Origin of the sequence: Streptomyces sp. SAI-127, assembly GCF_029894425.1 — a bacterium.
GTDB lineage: Bacteria > Actinomycetota > Actinomycetes > Streptomycetales > Streptomycetaceae > Streptomyces.
This window is the reverse complement of sequence record NZ_JARXYJ010000001.1, coordinates 4,884,278-4,899,471: the sequence shown is the minus strand read 5'-3', so window position 1 is coordinate 4,899,471 and position 15,194 is coordinate 4,884,278. Positions and strand designations below refer to the sequence as shown.

Annotated in this window: 14 protein-coding genes and 1 pseudogene; 10 read left to right on the top strand and 5 right to left on the bottom strand. The window is 70.1% G+C overall.

Annotation, left to right across the window (positions count from 1 at the left end; genetic code table 11):
- Positions 1 to 75 precede the first annotated feature (75 nt).
- On the top strand, positions 76 to 513 hold the full coding sequence (locus tag M2157_RS22345) for an SsgA family sporulation/cell division regulator (RefSeq protein ID WP_280863431.1): 438 nt from the start codon (positions 76 to 78) through the stop codon (positions 511 to 513).
- Positions 514 to 1,022: 509 nt separating this feature from the next.
- On the opposite strand, the gene M2157_RS22340 is transcribed toward M2157_RS22345, so the two are convergent.
- A complete protein-coding gene (locus M2157_RS22340; protein WP_280863430.1) occupies positions 1,023 to 1,754 on the bottom strand; it encodes a sulfite exporter TauE/SafE family protein in 732 nt (243 codons plus the stop codon).
- A 174-nt stretch (positions 1,755 to 1,928) separates the two neighbouring features.
- Here M2157_RS22340 and M2157_RS22335 point away from each other — a divergent pair, with 174 nt between their 5' ends.
- From M2157_RS22335 to M2157_RS22320, 4 genes are all read left to right on the top strand, one after another.
- Positions 1,929 to 2,168, top strand: coding sequence for a hypothetical protein (locus M2157_RS22335; RefSeq protein ID WP_280863429.1), 240 nt, complete (start codon positions 1,929 to 1,931; stop codon positions 2,166 to 2,168).
- Positions 2,165 to 4,279: a tetratricopeptide repeat protein gene (locus M2157_RS22330; protein WP_280866053.1), complete on the top strand. Its 2,115-nt coding sequence runs from the start codon at positions 2,165 to 2,167 to the stop codon at positions 4,277 to 4,279. Before M2157_RS22335 ends, M2157_RS22330 begins: the two co-directional genes overlap by 4 nt.
- A gap of 105 nt (positions 4,280 to 4,384) precedes the next feature.
- Positions 4,385 to 4,576: a hypothetical protein gene (locus M2157_RS22325; protein WP_280863427.1), complete on the top strand. Its 192-nt coding sequence runs from the start codon at positions 4,385 to 4,387 to the stop codon at positions 4,574 to 4,576.
- Positions 4,577 to 4,687: 111 nt separating this feature from the next.
- Entirely contained in the window at positions 4,688 to 5,188 is a 501-nt protein-coding gene (locus tag M2157_RS22320) for an SgcJ/EcaC family oxidoreductase (protein WP_280863426.1), read from the top strand.
- On the opposite strand, the pseudogene M2157_RS22315 reads toward M2157_RS22320, so the two are convergent.
- Both M2157_RS22315 and M2157_RS22310 read right to left on the bottom strand, forming a co-directional pair.
- Positions 5,154 to 6,495, bottom strand: a pseudogene (locus M2157_RS22315) (HAMP domain-containing sensor histidine kinase). The gene M2157_RS22320 and the pseudogene M2157_RS22315 sit on opposite strands and share 35 nt — an antisense overlap.
- A complete protein-coding gene (locus M2157_RS22310; protein WP_280863424.1) occupies positions 6,492 to 7,178 on the bottom strand; it encodes a response regulator transcription factor in 687 nt (228 codons plus the stop codon). The pseudogene M2157_RS22315 and the gene M2157_RS22310 overlap by 4 nt, the downstream one beginning before the upstream one ends.
- A 186-nt stretch (positions 7,179 to 7,364) precedes the next feature.
- On the opposite strand from M2157_RS22310, the gene M2157_RS22305 reads away from it, so the two are divergent.
- The 4 genes from M2157_RS22305 to M2157_RS22290 all read left to right on the top strand — a co-directional run bounded on the left by M2157_RS22305 (position 7,365) and on the right by M2157_RS22290 (position 11,860).
- The gene (locus M2157_RS22305) at positions 7,365 to 8,642 is read left to right on the top strand and encodes an aspartate kinase (protein ID WP_280863423.1); all 1,278 of its coding nucleotides are present in this window, start codon (positions 7,365 to 7,367) and stop codon (positions 8,640 to 8,642) included.
- Positions 8,639 to 9,691 carry an aspartate-semialdehyde dehydrogenase gene (locus M2157_RS22300; protein ID WP_280863422.1) on the top strand — a complete coding sequence of 351 codons (1,053 nt, stop codon included), beginning with the start codon at positions 8,639 to 8,641 and terminating at the stop codon, positions 9,689 to 9,691. Before M2157_RS22305 ends, M2157_RS22300 begins: the two co-directional genes overlap by 4 nt.
- Before the next feature lie 457 nt (positions 9,692 to 10,148).
- Complete coding sequence (locus tag M2157_RS22295) at positions 10,149 to 10,724, top strand: SigE family RNA polymerase sigma factor (protein ID WP_057612332.1); 576 nt, start codon at positions 10,149 to 10,151, stop codon at positions 10,722 to 10,724.
- Between the two features lie 107 nt (positions 10,725 to 10,831).
- The gene (locus M2157_RS22290) at positions 10,832 to 11,860 is read left to right on the top strand and encodes a hypothetical protein (protein ID WP_348541800.1); all 1,029 of its coding nucleotides are present in this window, start codon (positions 10,832 to 10,834) and stop codon (positions 11,858 to 11,860) included.
- A gap of 51 nt (positions 11,861 to 11,911) precedes the next feature.
- Here the strand turns inward: M2157_RS22290 and M2157_RS22285 are convergent, their stop codons facing one another.
- Positions 11,912 to 12,724, bottom strand: coding sequence for an SURF1 family protein (locus M2157_RS22285; RefSeq protein WP_280866051.1), 813 nt, complete (start codon positions 12,722 to 12,724; stop codon positions 11,912 to 11,914).
- A 43-nt stretch (positions 12,725 to 12,767) separates the two neighbouring features.
- Complete coding sequence (locus tag M2157_RS22280; RefSeq protein WP_280863419.1) at positions 12,768 to 13,142, bottom strand: nuclear transport factor 2 family protein; 375 nt, start codon at positions 13,140 to 13,142, stop codon at positions 12,768 to 12,770.
- 150 nt (positions 13,143 to 13,292) lie between these two features.
- Between M2157_RS22280 and M2157_RS22275 the strand changes: the two genes are divergently transcribed.
- Complete coding sequence (locus M2157_RS22275) at positions 13,293 to 15,107, top strand: prolyl oligopeptidase family serine peptidase (RefSeq protein ID WP_280863418.1); 1,815 nt, start codon at positions 13,293 to 13,295, stop codon at positions 15,105 to 15,107.
- Positions 15,108 to 15,194 lie beyond the last annotated feature (87 nt).

Here is a 15,194-nt window from a genome sequence, read left to right as displayed (position 1 = left end):
ATGCACGGGCACCTGGGGTGGTCTCACGCACAACGGCCACCCCAGGCCCGTGCCCCCGCCGACTTGGAGCCCCTCATGCACGTCACCCTCCAGCAGCCCACAGGCGCCCGCCTGATCACGGCCACGGACCAGGAGCTCGCGATACCCGCGACCCTGCGCTACACCTCCGCCGACCCGCCGGCCGCGCACATCGACTTCCCACCCCATGTCACGGTCGACGGCGAGGCCACGACGTGGACCTTCGCGAGAGAGCTGCTGGGCGAGGGACTGCGCGCCCCGGCGGGCATCGGCAACGTCCGTGTCCGCCCGGCCGGTTCGGCCCACACGTACGTCGAGTTCCACGCATCGCAGGGCAGGGCCGTGCTCAGATTCGCCACGTCGGACCTGACGCGCTTCCTGGCCCGCACGTACACGATCGTCGCCGCGGGCGAGGAGACCGTGGGCGCGGAACCGGACCAGGGGCTGGTGGCGCTGTTCGGGGAGGCGAGGACTGCGCGCGTACGGCGTTCATGACCCCGGCGCCTTCGCGCTCGTCCATGATGGCGGTATGGCGAATCGGTCAAAGGCATTGGTGTGGACGGGAGTCGGGCTCTGCGTCGCGGGGTCCGTGGGGTTGCTGATCGGCGCTGTGCTGGACGTCGACGCCGCGGATCCCTGGGCGAGTGTGGCCGGGGGAGCGGCGGGGCTGATCGGGTTGGCGGTGACGTTGTACGCCTTCCTGGGACCGGGGCCGGGCGCCCCCGCCGGGGCTGCCGCCGTGACGGCGAGCGGGGCGCGTTCGGTTGCCGCGGGCGGCAGCATCGGGTCGGTAGCTACGGGGGACGGGGTCTCTGTGGCGCCGCCGCCCCCGATGCCCTCGTCTTCGCCTTCACGACCGGCGAGCGGACCCGTCACCGCCTCCGGGGAGCGTTCCGTCGCGGCCGGGGGTGACATCGGGTCGGTGTCGACGGGGGATGCGTGAGCGGGGCGGAGGACGCTTCAACCAGCCCGAGGGCGGCAGGTACCGCCACGAGGAGCGGCTTTCACAGGCCCCACAGTCCCTTTCCCACGGCCGTGATCCCGCCCGTCAGGGCAAGCAACAGCACCAGCAGGCGGGCCCGCCTCTCCGGTATCCGGGACGCGAGCCCCCTGCCGACCAGCCCACCCGCCCCCATCGCCCCGATCACCAGAGCCCACTGCACCCCACTGAGCCCCGGGACCCCGTTCGACGCCACCGAGAAGGCGTTCACGATCACCCCGTAGAACATCGCGTTCGGGACGAACTCCCGTACCGTCCAGCCCGCGTTGACGGCGTAGAGCGAGAACGGCGGGCCGCCCACCCCCGCAGCGGAGTTCATGAGCCCGCCCGCCGCACCCGCGAACACCGCGCCGTGGGTGCCGCGCAGAGCGGCGACCCGGGCACCCCTCATGACGAGGAGCACCGCTGCCGTCACCAGGCCGCCCATGACCAACAGGAGCCAGGGCTGGGGGAGCCGGCGGGTCACCCAGGTGCCCGCCGGGACCGTGCAGGCCGCCGCCGCGCACAGGGGCACCATCGCCCGCGGCCTTACCAGCCGCCAATCACCGGCCAGTCCCACGAGGCAGATCGCCCCGGCCGCGCAGTTGGCCAGGACGACTCCTTGTGCCGGGCCGAGCAGCAGGATCAGCGCGGGCACGGCGACCAGGGCGAAGCCCATCCCCGTGAGCCACTGCACCGAGGAGCCGAGCAGCACGATTCCCGCCAGCAGCAGATTGCCTGTCCAACCACCTGTCACAGGTCCGCATCCTCCTGTCGCCGACCCGACACGATCAATGGAGTGGTGCGAGATCCTGGACGGCATGACGGGGGAACACGCCGAGGCGTCGGGAGGGCGGTCGGTCCCTGCGGGGCGGTCGATCGGTCCTCGGACTCCTGACCGATGGTCACCGGTCTCGTACATGATGGTCGGATGGCGAGTAGGTCAAAGGCGTGGACGGGGATCGGACTCTGTGTCGCGGGGGCCGCGGGGCTGATCGGGCCGGCGCTGACGCTGCACGCGTTGCGCAGGGCGGCGGTGACGACGCCCCCGCCGCCCGCCCCCGCTCCCACACCGACGAACGTCACCCCTCCCGCGCGCAACGCCGCCTCCGGTGATCGTTCGATCGCCGCCGGAGGTGACCTCGGGTCGGCGTCCACGGGCGACTCGTGACGGGGGCCTCGAGCGGGGTCGGCGAGGAGGGCTCGGCCGCGGAGCCCTCGGTTTCGGCAGCCGCCTCGGGTGAACGGTCCATCGCCGCCGGTCGGTCCATCCGGCAGGCGATCAGCGGGGACGGCTCGGTCGGGATGTACGCCGAGACCGCGCTGGCGCTGCCCGCGGAGGCGTACGTGCTGCCGACCGCCGCTCCGGAGGGCGTGGTCAACCTGCCCGACGACACGACTCTGTTCGTCGGGCGCGAGCTTGAACTCGCGCGGCTGGACGAGGCGTTCACGGAGTCGGGCGGAGTCGTGGTGCAGGCGGTGCACGGGCTGGGCGGAATCGGCAAGTCCACGCTCGCCGCGCACTGGGCAGCCGGACGCGTGCATTCGTACAACCCGGTGTGGTGGATCACTGCCGAGACCCCGCCCGATCTCGAAGCGGGCCTCGCCGACCTCGCGGCCGCACTCCAGCCGGTGCTGAGGGACGTACTGTCCCGGGAAGCACTGCGGGAAAGAGCCGTCCAGTGGCTGGCCACACACGAGGGATGGCTACTGGTCCTCGACAACGTGTCCGATCCCGCGCAGGTGAAGCCGCTGCTCGGACGGGCTCCGCAGGGACGGTTCCTGATCACGACCCGGCGGGCGAGCGGGTGGCATGGGATCGCCGAGACGTTGTCGCTGGACGTGCTGCCCCTTCCTGAGGCGGTGCGGCTGTTCAGCCGGATCCGCCTGGCCGGGCCGGACGACGAAGTGGGCGCTCTGTGCGCGGAGTTGGGGTGCCTTCCGCTGGCCGTGGAGCAGGCCGCGGCCTACTGCGCCGAGGCCGGCATCTCGGCGGGGCGGTACCGGGAGTTGCTCGCCGCGTATCCGGAGGCGCTGTTCGCGCAGTCGGCGGAGGGGACCGACCGGGCGCGTACGGTCGCCCGGGTCTGGCGGGTGTCGTTGGACCGGCTGGCCGATACGCCGTTGGCCGGGCGGATTCTGGGAATCATCGCCTGGTGGGCGCCGGACGGCATTCCGCGGGCCTATCTCGACGGGCTGGGCACTCCGATCGAGGTCACGGAGGCGCTGCGGCGGCTGGCGGCGCACAGCCTGGTCAAGTTGCACGACGATGCCACGATCTCGGTCCATCGGCTGGTGCAGGCGGTGGCGCGGGCGGAGAGCGGTGACGGGCATGTGGCTGCCGCGGTGCTGGAGCGCAACGCCCCCAGGCGCCTGGGGATCGACCAGGAGCTGATGTGGCTCGCGCACATGGAGGCGCTGGCGGGACACGCCGATCCGGGGGCCGACACCATGGACGAGGCCTGGCTGTTCAACCTGGGCGGGCACAGGTACGGCAGTGACAGGGCCCAGCGTGCGATCGAGCTCCACGAGCGGGCCGTGGCTGCCACGGAACGCGCTCATGGGCCCGACGGCTGGGCAACTCTCCTCATGCACAGGAATCTGGCGCGGTCGCACGGCTATGCCGGTGATCACGAGCAAGCGATCGACCTGCTTGAAGAGAATCTGGCCGACTACGTGCGGACGTTCGGGCCTGACGACCGCCGCAGCTTCGACGCCCGCACCGAACTGGCCAAAGAGGTGATGAAAGCCGGTCGGGTGGCCGACGCGCGGGCGCTGGCCGAGCAGAACGCCGAGAGAGCCGAAGAGGTACTGGGCGATGAGGACCGTACGACCTTGGATGCCCGCGCGGTCTGGACCGACGCGCTCACCGAACTGGCCCTGGAGGGAGAGAGCACTCTCTCGGCCGAAGTTGTGTGCACCATAGAGGATTTGATGGACAAGGCGGCCAGGGCGGAGGGCGAGGACAGCGACATCTTCGACAAATTTCACCGACAGCTCGCCACGGCCCGGGAGGCAGCGGGCGACATCCCCGGTGCCCTGGCACTCCTGGAGGAGAACATCGCGCGCAGGTCGCGGGTCTACGGCGAGACGGACTGGACGACCATGCTGACCCGCACCACCTTCGTGACGTTCGTCTGGAAGCAGGCCGCGGATCCGGACCGGGCCCGGGAATTGGCGATCGCCCTGGTCGCCGACTGGAAACGCCTGCTCGGCAACGACCCTTACGTCCGGCAGTTGCAACAGGACTTCGCTCCCCTCCTCGACCCGCCCGGGGTGTAGCGCCCTACACCATCGGTTCGGGAGAGCACTCCCTCGTGACGGCCCCCGGGAAACGGGATCGTTGATCTCACCAGGTCAGCCACTCCGTACCGAAGGAAAACCGCCATGAAGACCCTGCTCTCCTCCACCCCCGTCCTCTGGTTCCTCTTCCTCTTCAACCTGGCCGTCGCCGCGGCCGCGCCGTTCGTCGTGGACGGAGCGCAGGGCGTCATGACCGCCGTCGGAATGGGCGTGGTGTCGCTCGGTGCCGGGGTCGGCCTCCTTCGCGGAAAGCGACCGAGCGGGCACGGTGCGTGAATTGGGGATCCCCTGTCTCTCCCCTGTATCTCGGCTGCACGGGCCCTAACCAGCGCAAAGAGAGTCTGGAGTCAGTTCAGAGCACAGCCTCTCACCGCACTGGAGACAGCGATGACCCGTCGTTCCATGACCAAGCGCGCAGCCATAGTCACCGCGACCGCGATCGTCGCCGTGGGAACGGTCGGTACCGTCGCCGCCACCGCCGGCACGGACGCCCCGAAGAAGCCCACCAGGACGGCGATCACGGGCCTGTTCAACACCTGGAACGCCGCCCTGCGGACCGGCGACGCCGAGAAGGTGGCGGACCTGTACGCCGAGGACGCGGTCCTCCTGCCCACCGTCTCCAACAAGGTCCGCACCGACCGCGCCGGCATCGTCGACTACTTCCAGCACTTCCTGGAGAACAAGCCGGTCGGCAAGAAGGTCCAGACGATCGTCAAGGTCCTCGACAGCGACTCCGCGATCGACACCGGCGTCTACGAGTTCACGCTCACCGACCCGGACACCGGCGCCAAGCGCGTCGTCGAGGCCCGCTACACGTACGAGTACGAGAAGCGGGGCGGCCAGTGGAAGATCGTCAACCACCACTCCTCGGCGATGCCCGAAGGCTGATCTCCACCTTCAGCCCGCCGCCCGGCGCGTCCGCCAGTGCCACGGTTCCGCCGTCGTCGGTCACCAGCTGTTTGACGACGGCGAGGCCAAGACCCGAGCCGGAGCGTCCGGTCAGGCCCTGACCGCGCCAGAAGCGGTCGAAGGCCCGGGACTTGTCGGCGTCGGACATGCCGGGTCCCTCGTCGAGCACCGACAGCACCACCGTGTCCGCCCGGGACTCGACCTCGACGGTGATCCGCCCGCCGTCCGGCGAGACCTCCAGGGCGTTCGAGAGCACGTTGTCCAGCACCTGGTCGAGGTGACCGGGGCTGGCCAGCACAGACGGCCGGTCGTCGACAACACTCCCCCTGAGCGCGATGGTGACTCCGCGCTCGTCGGCGGCCGGCCTCCACACCGTCAGCCGTTCGTCCACGATCTCCCTGAGCGGCAACGGCTCCGCGGCCGTCACCTTCGCCTCGGCACGGGCCAGGACGAGAAGTCCGTTGACCAGGCGGCTCATACGGACCACTTCCGCCGTCGCCTGCTCCACGTCCTCCCGTACGAACTCGTCGTCGACGCCGTCCGCGATGTTGTCCAGCGACAGCCGCAACGCGGTCAAGGGCGTCCGCAGTTGATGAGACGCGTCCGCCACGAAGATGCGCTGCGAGGCCACCAGCGTGTCCAGGCGTTCGGCGCCCTGGTTCAGGGTGCGGGCGAGCGTCTGTGTCTCCGGCGGGCCCGTCACGGGGGAGCGCGCGGTCAGGTCGCCGTCGCTGAACTTGCTGGCCATCGCGTTGAGTTCGCGCAGGGGAGCGGTGATACGGCGGGCGGCGAACGCCCCCGATCGCGGCGGCCGCGGCCAGCACCAGGACGGCGAGAGCGGCCCGGAAGCCCCAGATCTGCCAGAGCCGCTTGGTCATGTCGGAGGTCGAGTAGACGATCCGTACGGCCGCGTCGCCCTCGGCGGGCACGGTGACCTGCAGGTGCTTGCCCCAGACGAAGTCCGAACCCCAGTCGGTCGTCGGCTCGTTCTTCTCCATGGCCCGGGTCAGCGCCGCGTCCGGGGTGGGAGTCGGCAGCTTCGGGTCACAGTCGGCGGTGGGGGTCACCTCGACGTCGCGGTACGCCTTGGCCACCTTGGTCAGCGCCTCGCACGAGGCCCTGTCACCGTTGCCCAGCAGCAGCGCCATGGTGTTCGCCTCGCGCAGGACCGACTGTCTGGTGTCGTCCCGCAACTGCTTGGTGAGCGTGAAGGCGACCGGGACGGTGAACAGGAAGATGGCCACCGCGACCAGCAGGATGTAGCTCTGGATGAGCTGCCGGTTCATGAAGCTCCGTCGTCCTCGGCGATCTCCAGCCGGAAGCCCACTCCCCGGACCGCCTCGATGACGACCGCCCCGGCGAGCTTGCGCCGCAGGGCCGCCACATGCACGTCCAGCGTCTTGGTCGGCCCGAACCAGTTCGCGTCCCAGACCGCCTCCATGATCTGCTCGCGCGACATCAGCGCACCCGGCTCCTCGGTGAGGAAGGACAGCAGGCCGTACTCCTTGGGAGCCAGGGACACCTCCTCGCCGTCGAGGCGGACCCGGGCGGCCTTGCGGTCGATGGTGAGGCGCGAGCCGTACGCGTCCGGGCCCGCCGCGGCGACCTCGCCGCGGGGCTGGGCGCGCCGCATCACGGCTCGTATCCGCGCGATGACCTCACGGACCCCGAACGGCTTGGACACGTAGTCGTCGGCGCCGAGCTCAAGGCCGACCACCCGGTCCGTCTCGTCGCTGCGCGCGCTGATCACGATGATCGGCACGTCACCGCGCTCGCGCAGTGCCCTGCACACGTCGAGACCGTCGGTGTCGGGCAGACCGAGATCGAGGAGTACGACGTCGTAGGGGCCCTCGTGGCTCAGCGCGGCACCACCGGTGGAGACCCACTCGACCTCGAACCCGTACCGGGTCAGGCCACGTCTCAGGGACTGGGCGACCGGCTCATCGTCTTCCACCAGGAGTACGCGCACAGTCGCACCTTAGTGCTTGAAACTTAATTCACAGGCGCCCCTTGTGACGCTTGGCACTTTTCCCGGAGCCGCTCGGTGGGCATGCGCTGACCTGGGCGCCTGAATCTCACCATGCGATACCGCAAAGGTGGATTTCTTGCGCTCGTTAAACTGAGCCGACACACACGGACTGAGCGAGGAGCGCACGTGGGCCTTGTCGTGCAGAAGTACGGAGGCTCCTCCGTAGCCGATGCCGAGGGCATCAAGCGCGTCGCCAAGCGAATCGTCGAAGCGAAGAAGAACGGCCACCAGGTGGTCGTCGTCGTTTCCGCGATGGGCGACACGACGGACGAGCTGATCGATCTCGCCGAGCAGGTATCTCCCATGCCTGCCGGGCGTGAGTTCGACATGCTGCTGACCGCCGGAGAGCGTATCTCCATGGCGCTGCTGGCCATGGCGATCAAAAACCTGGGCCACGAGGCCCAGTCGTTCACCGGCAGCCAGGCAGGCGTCATCACCGACTCGGTCCACAACAAAGCCCGGATCATCGACGTCACGCCCGGCCGTATCCGCACCGCGCTCGACGAGGGCAACATCGCCATCGTCGCCGGCTTCCAGGGCGTCAGCCAGGACAAGAAGGACATCACCACCCTGGGGCGCGGTGGCTCCGACACCACGGCCGTCGCGCTCGCCGCGGCGCTCGACGCCGAGGTGTGCGAGATCTACACCGACGTCGACGGCGTGTTCACCGCCGACCCGCGGGTGGTGAAGAAGGCGAAGAAGATCGACTGGATCTCCTTCGAGGACATGCTGGAGCTCGCCGCCTCCGGCTCGAAGGTGCTGCTCCACCGCTGTGTGGAGTACGCCCGCCGCTACAACATCCCGATCCATGTGCGGTCGTCCTTCAGCGGACTTCAGGGCACGTGGGTCAGCAGTGAGCCGATCGAGCAAGGGGACAAGAAGGTGGAGCAGGCCATCATCTCCGGTGTCGCGCACGACACCTCCGAGGCCAAGATCACGGTCGTCGGCGTGCCCGACAAGCCGGGCGAGGCCGCGGTCATCTTCCGCACGATCGCGGACGCCGAGATCAACATCGACATGATCGTGCAGAACGTCTCCGCCGCCTCCACCGGGCTGACGGACATCTCCTTCACGCTCCCCAAGGCCGAGGGCCGCAAGGCCATCGACGCCCTGGAGAAGAACAAGGCCGGCATCGGCTTCGACTCGCTGCGCTACGACGACCAGATCGGCAAGATCTCGCTCGTGGGCGCGGGCATGAAGACCAACCCGGGTGTCACGGCCGACTTCTTCACCGCCCTGTCCGAAGCCGGCGTGAACATCGAGCTGATCTCGACCTCCGAGATCCGCATCTCGGTCGTCACCCGCGCCGACGACGTGCCCGAGGCTGTCCGTGCCGTGCACAGCGCCTTCGGACTGGACTCCGACAGCGACGAGGCCGTGGTCTACGGGGGCACCGGGCGATGACCCTTCGTCCGACGCTCGCGGTCGTGGGCGCGACCGGAGCCGTCGGCACCGTCATGCTCCAGATCCTGTCCCAGCACGCGGACATCTGGGGCGAGATCCGACTGATCGCCTCCCCGCGCTCGGCCGGCCGCAAGCTGGCCGTGCGCGGGGAGCAGGTCGAGGTGGTGGCCCTGTCGGAGGAGGCCTTCGACGGGGTCGACGTCGCCATGTTCGACGTACCCGACGAGGTGGCCGCGCAGTGGGCGCCGGTCGCCGCCGCCCACGGTGCCGTCGTCGTGGACAACTCCGGCGCCTTCCGGATGGACCCGGACGTGCCCCTCGTCGTGCCGGAGGTCAATGGGCACGCGGCCCGGATGCGGCCGCGCGGGATCATCGCCAACCCCAACTGCACGACCCTCTCCATGATCGTGGCCCTGGGCGCGCTGCACGCCGAGTTCGGGCTGCGGGAGCTGGTGGTGTCCTCGTACCAGGCGGTGAGCGGTGCGGGCCGGGCCGGTGTCGAGACCCTGAGGCGGCAGCTGTCCATGGTCGCGGGCACCGAGCTCGGCACGCACCCCGGTGACGTACGGCGGGCCGTCGGCGACCACACCGGGCCGTTCCCGGAGCCGGTCGCCCTCAACGTCGTACCGTGGGCCGGTTCCCTGCGCGAGGACGGCTGGTCCTCGGAGGAGATGAAGGTGCGGGACGAGTCCCGCAAGATCCTGGGCCTGCCCGCGCTGCCGGTCGCGGTGACCTGTGTGCGGGTCCCGGTGGTCACCGTGCACTCCCTCACCGTCCACGCCCGCTTCGAGGGCGAGGTCACCGTCCGCAAGGCGCGCGAGATCCTCGCGACCGCTCCCGGGGTCGTCCTCTTCGACGATCCGGCGGCCGGGGAGTTCCCCACGCCCGCCGATGTCGTCGGCACTGATCCCACCTGGGTGGGGCGGGTGCGGCGGGCACTCGACGACCCCACCGCGCTGGAGCTCTTCGTGTGCGGAGACAACCTGCGCAAGGGTGCCGCGCTCAACACCGCGCAGATCGCGGAACTCGTGGCGGCCGAGCTGGTGTGACCCTCGTCCGGCGGCGGATTTGTCGTACGCAGGTCTGCCTACGGTAAAAGTCCTGGCCGTGCCCGGAACCCTTTGTAGGATCTATGTGCGACATGTGGTGCGACTAATGGTCCGTACCACTTGATCCCGGCGCCTTGGCGTCCGAAGATTTTCCTCCCCGCTCTCCGCAACCGTGCGAAGGGCGGGGAGCGTCTTTGCGAACGCCCTTTCAGGGGGCGCGGGGATGCATGCGGGGCGTGGGGACGCCTCGGCCATTCAGGACACAGGGGAAGAGCGGGTAGGGCATGAGCGCGTTCGACGCACGGTCAGTTGTGCTGCCTGAGAGAAGATGGACGGTTGCGTACAACCCTCACCGGGGTGAGCGTGTCCAACTGTCGTGGCTCAGGTACTCGACTTCCCTGCCGCGCCGAGCGGCGCGGCTGTCCTCCGGCCCCGCAGGTCCGGGGCGCCCGGTGGCATGCCGGTGATCGCGCCCATGCCCGCAGCGCGGCCCGCCCGCATACCCAGTCAGCGTGACGGCGCCGAGGAAGCGGCGGCAGCCGGTACCACCGTCGACCACCTCACCGAGACCTACCGGGCGCACTACCGCTCGCTGCTGGGTCTCGCCGCTCTCCTGCTCGACGACACCGCCTCCTGCGAGGACGTCGTCCAGGAGGCCTTCATCCGCGTCCACTCGGCACGCAAACGCGTCCGCGACCCGGAGAAGACCCTCGCGTACCTGCGTCAGACGGTCGTCAACCTCTCCCGCTCGGCCCTGCGCCGGCGCATCCTCGGACTCAAGCTGCTGTCCAAGCCGATGCCCGACATGGCGAGCGCCGAGGAGGGGGCGTACGACCAGCTGGAGCGCGACTCGCTCATCAAGGCGATGAAGGGTCTGCAGCGCCGCCAGCGCGAGGTCCTGGTCCTGCGCTACTTCGCGGACATGACCGAGGCCCAGGTCGCCGATACTCTCGGCATCTCCCTGGGTTCTGTGAAGGCGTACGGCTCCCGGGGGATCGCGGCGCTTCGGATCGCCATGGAGGAGCCGGTATGAGTGGCGAGGGTGACTCCGAGGAACGGCGCCATGAACCGTACGAGTGGCATGAGCCGACGTGGGTCGGCAAGCAAGAGCCGAAGCAATCGCACGCTGGGAACGGAACTGTGAACAACGGCCCCGACGATCTGAGCTCCACGGGGGAGTTCGACTCGGACGAGCTGGCACTGCGACGGATGCTGCAGCAGGCGGTCCAGGAGATGGAGCCGCGTGACGGCACCCTGGACCATCTGCGCAAGGCGGTACCCGCCCGGCGGGCGCGCAAGCGACAGGCCGTCGTCGGCATGGCGGCCGCCGCCCTCTTCATCGGCACCGCGATCCCCGCCGTCGTGCACGTCTCCTCCACCGGCACCAGTGCCAACACCTCCAACGCCGGGCACGCCTCCCAGAGTCAGGGCGGCGTCGACCAGGGCAAGCAGGAGGAGGGCGGCGAGTCCACCTCCGGCGGTTCCGCGGGCAAGACCGAGGACAAGGGCAAGGGCGAGTCCAAGGACGCCGACAAGGGCAAGTCCGCGGGCGCGAGCACCGGAGCGAGCAGCGGCACCGACCCCTCCACCACGACCGCCGCGAGCGCCCCGGTCTGTACGGCCGCACAGCTCGGCACGCCGACGGCGAGCACCGCGGTGCCCGACGCCTCCGGGACGGTCTACGGCACGTTCCACATCACCAACGGCTCCACCGCCGCCTGTACGGTCACCGGTCCCGGCATCGTGACCCCGACCGCTCAGGGCGCGGCCGACGCGAGCAAGATCGGCAGCGCGCGGCATGTCTCCGGCGACGCGGCGTCGGCGGGGCTGCCCGACCCGTCCCAGGAGGTCTCCCAGCTGCTGCTGCAGCCGGGTTCCTCCTACGACGTGAAGTTCGCCTGGGTGCCGTCCGAGACGTGCCCCACCACGGAACCCTCGACCGACCCCAGCCCCGACCCCTCGACCTCCCCGGACGCCTCCACCGGCGAGGGCTCCTCCACCGGCGGCGACACCGGCACCTCCACCCAGCTCGTCACGGAGGACGGCACCGCCGACGGGAGCGTCCTGGTGACGAACACGGCGGAGGGCGGCGGACCGTCGGTGTCGACGACGGTGTCCAACGCGTGCGCGGGGGTCGTGTACTGGACGGGCCTGCTCACGTCGTCGTGACGGCCTGAACGGGCTTCGCCGGGGTGAACGGGCGTCGGGGGACGCCCGGGTTCAGGCGCTCGCCTTCTCCTGGGGCTGCTCCTGGTCCCGCTCTCGCTCTTCGTCGTCCGGGAGGATCCCCAGTTCCGCGTCCCGAATGAACTCCACCTCGCGGCGCAGCAGGCGGAACCACATGAAGACCACGAAGCCGGCGAAGACGAACCACTCACCGGTGTAGCCGAGGTTCTGGAAGGCCTTGAGGTCCAGCCCGCTGTCGGCGGGAGCGGTCGCCGGTACGGCGTTCATCCCGGAGTCACCGGTGTTGAGGGTGACCCACGCGTCGTACACGCCGTACGGCACGAGGTTGATCAGCGAGGCAGCGCTGATCGCCGCGGTCTGCCCGGCCGGAAGACCGCCCTGGGCACTGACGCCGTTGTCGCCGGGGGTCTCCGACGCCTGCAGCGCACCGGTGACGGTGACCTCGCCCTTCGGCGCGGCCGGGACCTTCGCCGGATCGGGGGTGCCGGGCAGCCAGCCCCGGACCACGGGCAGGGCCTTGCCGCTGTCCGTGCGCAGCAGCGTCAGGACGTAGTAACCCTCGCGGTCGCCCAGTTGCCGGTCGGGGACGAGCAACTGCTTGTCGTAGCGCCCGGTCGCGGTGACCTGCTTGCCGGAGGTCACCTTGTCCACCGGCAGCAGCTCGGCCAGCGGTCGCGCGGCCTCCCGCTCGTCCGTGCTGACCTGCTGCTTGGCGTCCCGGCTCTCCGTCATCCGGTCTTCGAACCGGCTCAGCTGCCACGACCCCATGAAGATGCAGAACGGGATGGCGAGCAGCACGAAGACGTTGATGCCAAACCAGCGGGGCGTCAGCAGAAACCGGTACACACTCCCACGGTACGGGGCCGCCCCGGGGCGGTGGGGCGCGGGGTCAGAACCTCTCCGTCAGGTGGTCCCGGCCCGCCGGGGGCTCGTACGGCTCCGGCCAGAAGTCGGTGATGACGGATATACGGCCGCTCTCGTCCCCGGTGAAGAACGTGATGGCGTACATCTCCTCCAGACCCACCGTGAAGTGCGCCCAGGTGACGACCTGGCCCGGTTCGGCGACGATCCGCTCGACCCGCAGATGCCAGTCGCCCGGGTACTCACGGTTGAACTCGACGAACCGCTCCCGTCCACTGATGCGCTCGCGGGTCTGCGGCAGGGTGTAGACGACGTCCTCGGCCAGGGTCTCCGCGAACGCAGTCCAGTCGCGGGCCTCGGCGAAGCCCCAGAAACTCTCGACGGTCTTGCGCAGATCGGTCATGGGGACGAGTCTGCACCCCGCCACTGACAACGGGCCCGGGCCGGCCTTTTCGACCTGGTCGGAAGGGGTTCGGGTAAGCGGCTGGTGAAGTTTTCCACAGGCTGGGGACCTTGTCTGCGCATTGTCTGTGAAGGCAGGCAGTATGGGGTCATGACTGAGAGCAACGGGTCCGCCGCGGCCGAGCGGAAGAACGACATGCCGGACTGGGAGAAGCGCTTCCGGGCGCCCCGGGTGTCCCTCCCCGACTGGGCGGAGGACGCCCCCGACCGCTCCTTGTTCGTCTCCAACGCCACGGGGACGTACGAGCTGTACGCCTGGGACAGAGCGACGGGCGGACAGCGCCAGGTGACGGACCGGCCGAACGGCACCACGGACGGCGTGCTCTCCCCGGACGGCGCCTGGATCTGGTGGTTCGACGACAAGGACGGCGACGAGTTCGGCGTCTGGCGCCGCCAGCCCTTCGAGGGCGGCGCGGACGAGCTCGCCGCGCCCGGTCTCGACGCCTCCTACCCGGCGGGCCTGGCCCTGGGCCGGGACGGCCGTACGGCGGTCGTGGGCTGCTCGACCGACGACGAGGGCACCTCCATCCACCTCGTGCGCACCGGCGAGGACCCGGTGGAGATCTACCGGCACCGCGAGTCGGCGGGCGTCGGCGACCTCTCCCACGACGGCTCGCTGATCGCGGTCGAGCACACCGAGCACGGCGACGCGATGCACTCGGCGCTGCGTGTGCTGCGCCCCGACGGCACGGCGGTGGCCGAGCTCGACGACACCAAGGGCGGCAGCGAGGAACTGGGCCTGGAGGTCCTGGGCTTCGCCCCGGTCGACGGCGACACCCGGCTGCTCATCGGCCATCAGCGACGCGGCCGTTGGGAGCCGCTGGTGTGGGACGTGGCCACGTGCGAGGAGACCGATCTCGACCTGGACCTCCCCGGTGACGTGGGCGCCGAGTGGTATCCGGACGGCACGGGCCTGCTCATCGCGCACAGCTTCGAGGCGCGCAGCGAACTCTTCCGGTACGACCTGGCGAGCGGCGAGCTCGAGAAGGTCCCGACCCCGCCCGGGTCGGTCTCCGGGGCGACGGCCCGCCCCGACGGCAGCGTGGAGTATCTGTGGTCCTCGGCCGCCGAGCCGTCGGCGGTGCGCTCGACGACGGGTGAGGTGGTTCTGGACCCGCCGGGTCTGAAGTCCCCTGGTTCGGTGCCGGTGGAGGACGTGTGGGTGGACGGCCCGGGTGGCCGGATCCACGCCCTGGTCCAGAGGCCCGCGGGCACGACGGGGCCGCTGCCGACGGTCTTCGACATCCACGGCGGCCCGACCTGGCACGACAGCGACTCGTTCGCGGCGGGCCCGGCGGCGTGGGTGGACCACGGGTACGCGGTGGTCCGGGTCAACTACCGCGGCTCCACGGGGTACGGGCGTGCGTGGACCGACGCGCTCAAGCACCGGGTCGGTCTGATCGAGCTGGAGGACATCGCGGCGGTCAGGGAATGGGCGATCGGCTCCGGCCTCGCCGACCCCGAGCGGCTGATCCTCACCGGGGGTTCCTGGGGCGGCTACCTCACGCTCCTCGGCCTGGGCACCCAGCCGGAGGCGTGGGCCCTGGGGATCGCCGCGGTGCCGGTCGCGGACTATGTCACGGCGTTCCACGACGAGATGGAAGCGCTGAAGGCGATGGACCGTACGTTGCTGGGCGGCACGCCGGAGGAGGTGCCGGAGCGCTTCGAGGCGTCGTCCCCTTTGACGTACGTGGACCAGGTCAAGGCCCCGGTGTACATCTCGGCGGGTGTCAACGACCCGCGGTGCCCGATCCGTCAGGTCGACAACTATGTGAAGCGGCTGGAGTCGAGGGGGGCGGTGCACGAGGTGTACCGGTACGACGCGGGCCACGGGTCGCTGGTGGTCGATGAGCGGATCAAGCAGGTGAGGCTGGAACTGGACTTCGTGGCGAGGCACTTGGGGTAGGCGGGAGCGGTTTCGGGTGCGGGGTCGCGCCCCTCAGGTGGGTACAGCTCGGCCGACTTCAGGTGCACCTACCCAGGGGCGCGGGGC

Coding starts and splice junctions, on each gene's coding strand:
- M2157_RS22320 (WP_280863426.1), top strand. CDS start 4,688: ATGACCCGTCGTTCCATGACCAAGCGCGCAGCCATAGTCACCGCGACC.
- M2157_RS22300 (WP_280863422.1), top strand. CDS start 8,639: ATGACCCTTCGTCCGACGCTCGCGGTCGTGGGCGCGACCGGAGCCGTC.
- M2157_RS22275 (WP_280863418.1), top strand. CDS start 13,293: ATGACTGAGAGCAACGGGTCCGCCGCGGCCGAGCGGAAGAACGACATG.
- M2157_RS22345 (WP_280863431.1), top strand. CDS start 76: ATGCACGTCACCCTCCAGCAGCCCACAGGCGCCCGCCTGATCACGGCC.
- M2157_RS22335 (WP_280863429.1), top strand. CDS start 1,929: ATGGCGAGTAGGTCAAAGGCGTGGACGGGGATCGGACTCTGTGTCGCG.
- M2157_RS22280 (WP_280863419.1), bottom strand. CDS start 13,142: ATGACCGATCTGCGCAAGACCGTCGAGAGTTTCTGGGGCTTCGCCGAG.
- M2157_RS22295 (WP_057612332.1), top strand. CDS start 10,149: ATGCCGGTGATCGCGCCCATGCCCGCAGCGCGGCCCGCCCGCATACCC.
- M2157_RS22325 (WP_280863427.1), top strand. CDS start 4,385: ATGAAGACCCTGCTCTCCTCCACCCCCGTCCTCTGGTTCCTCTTCCTC.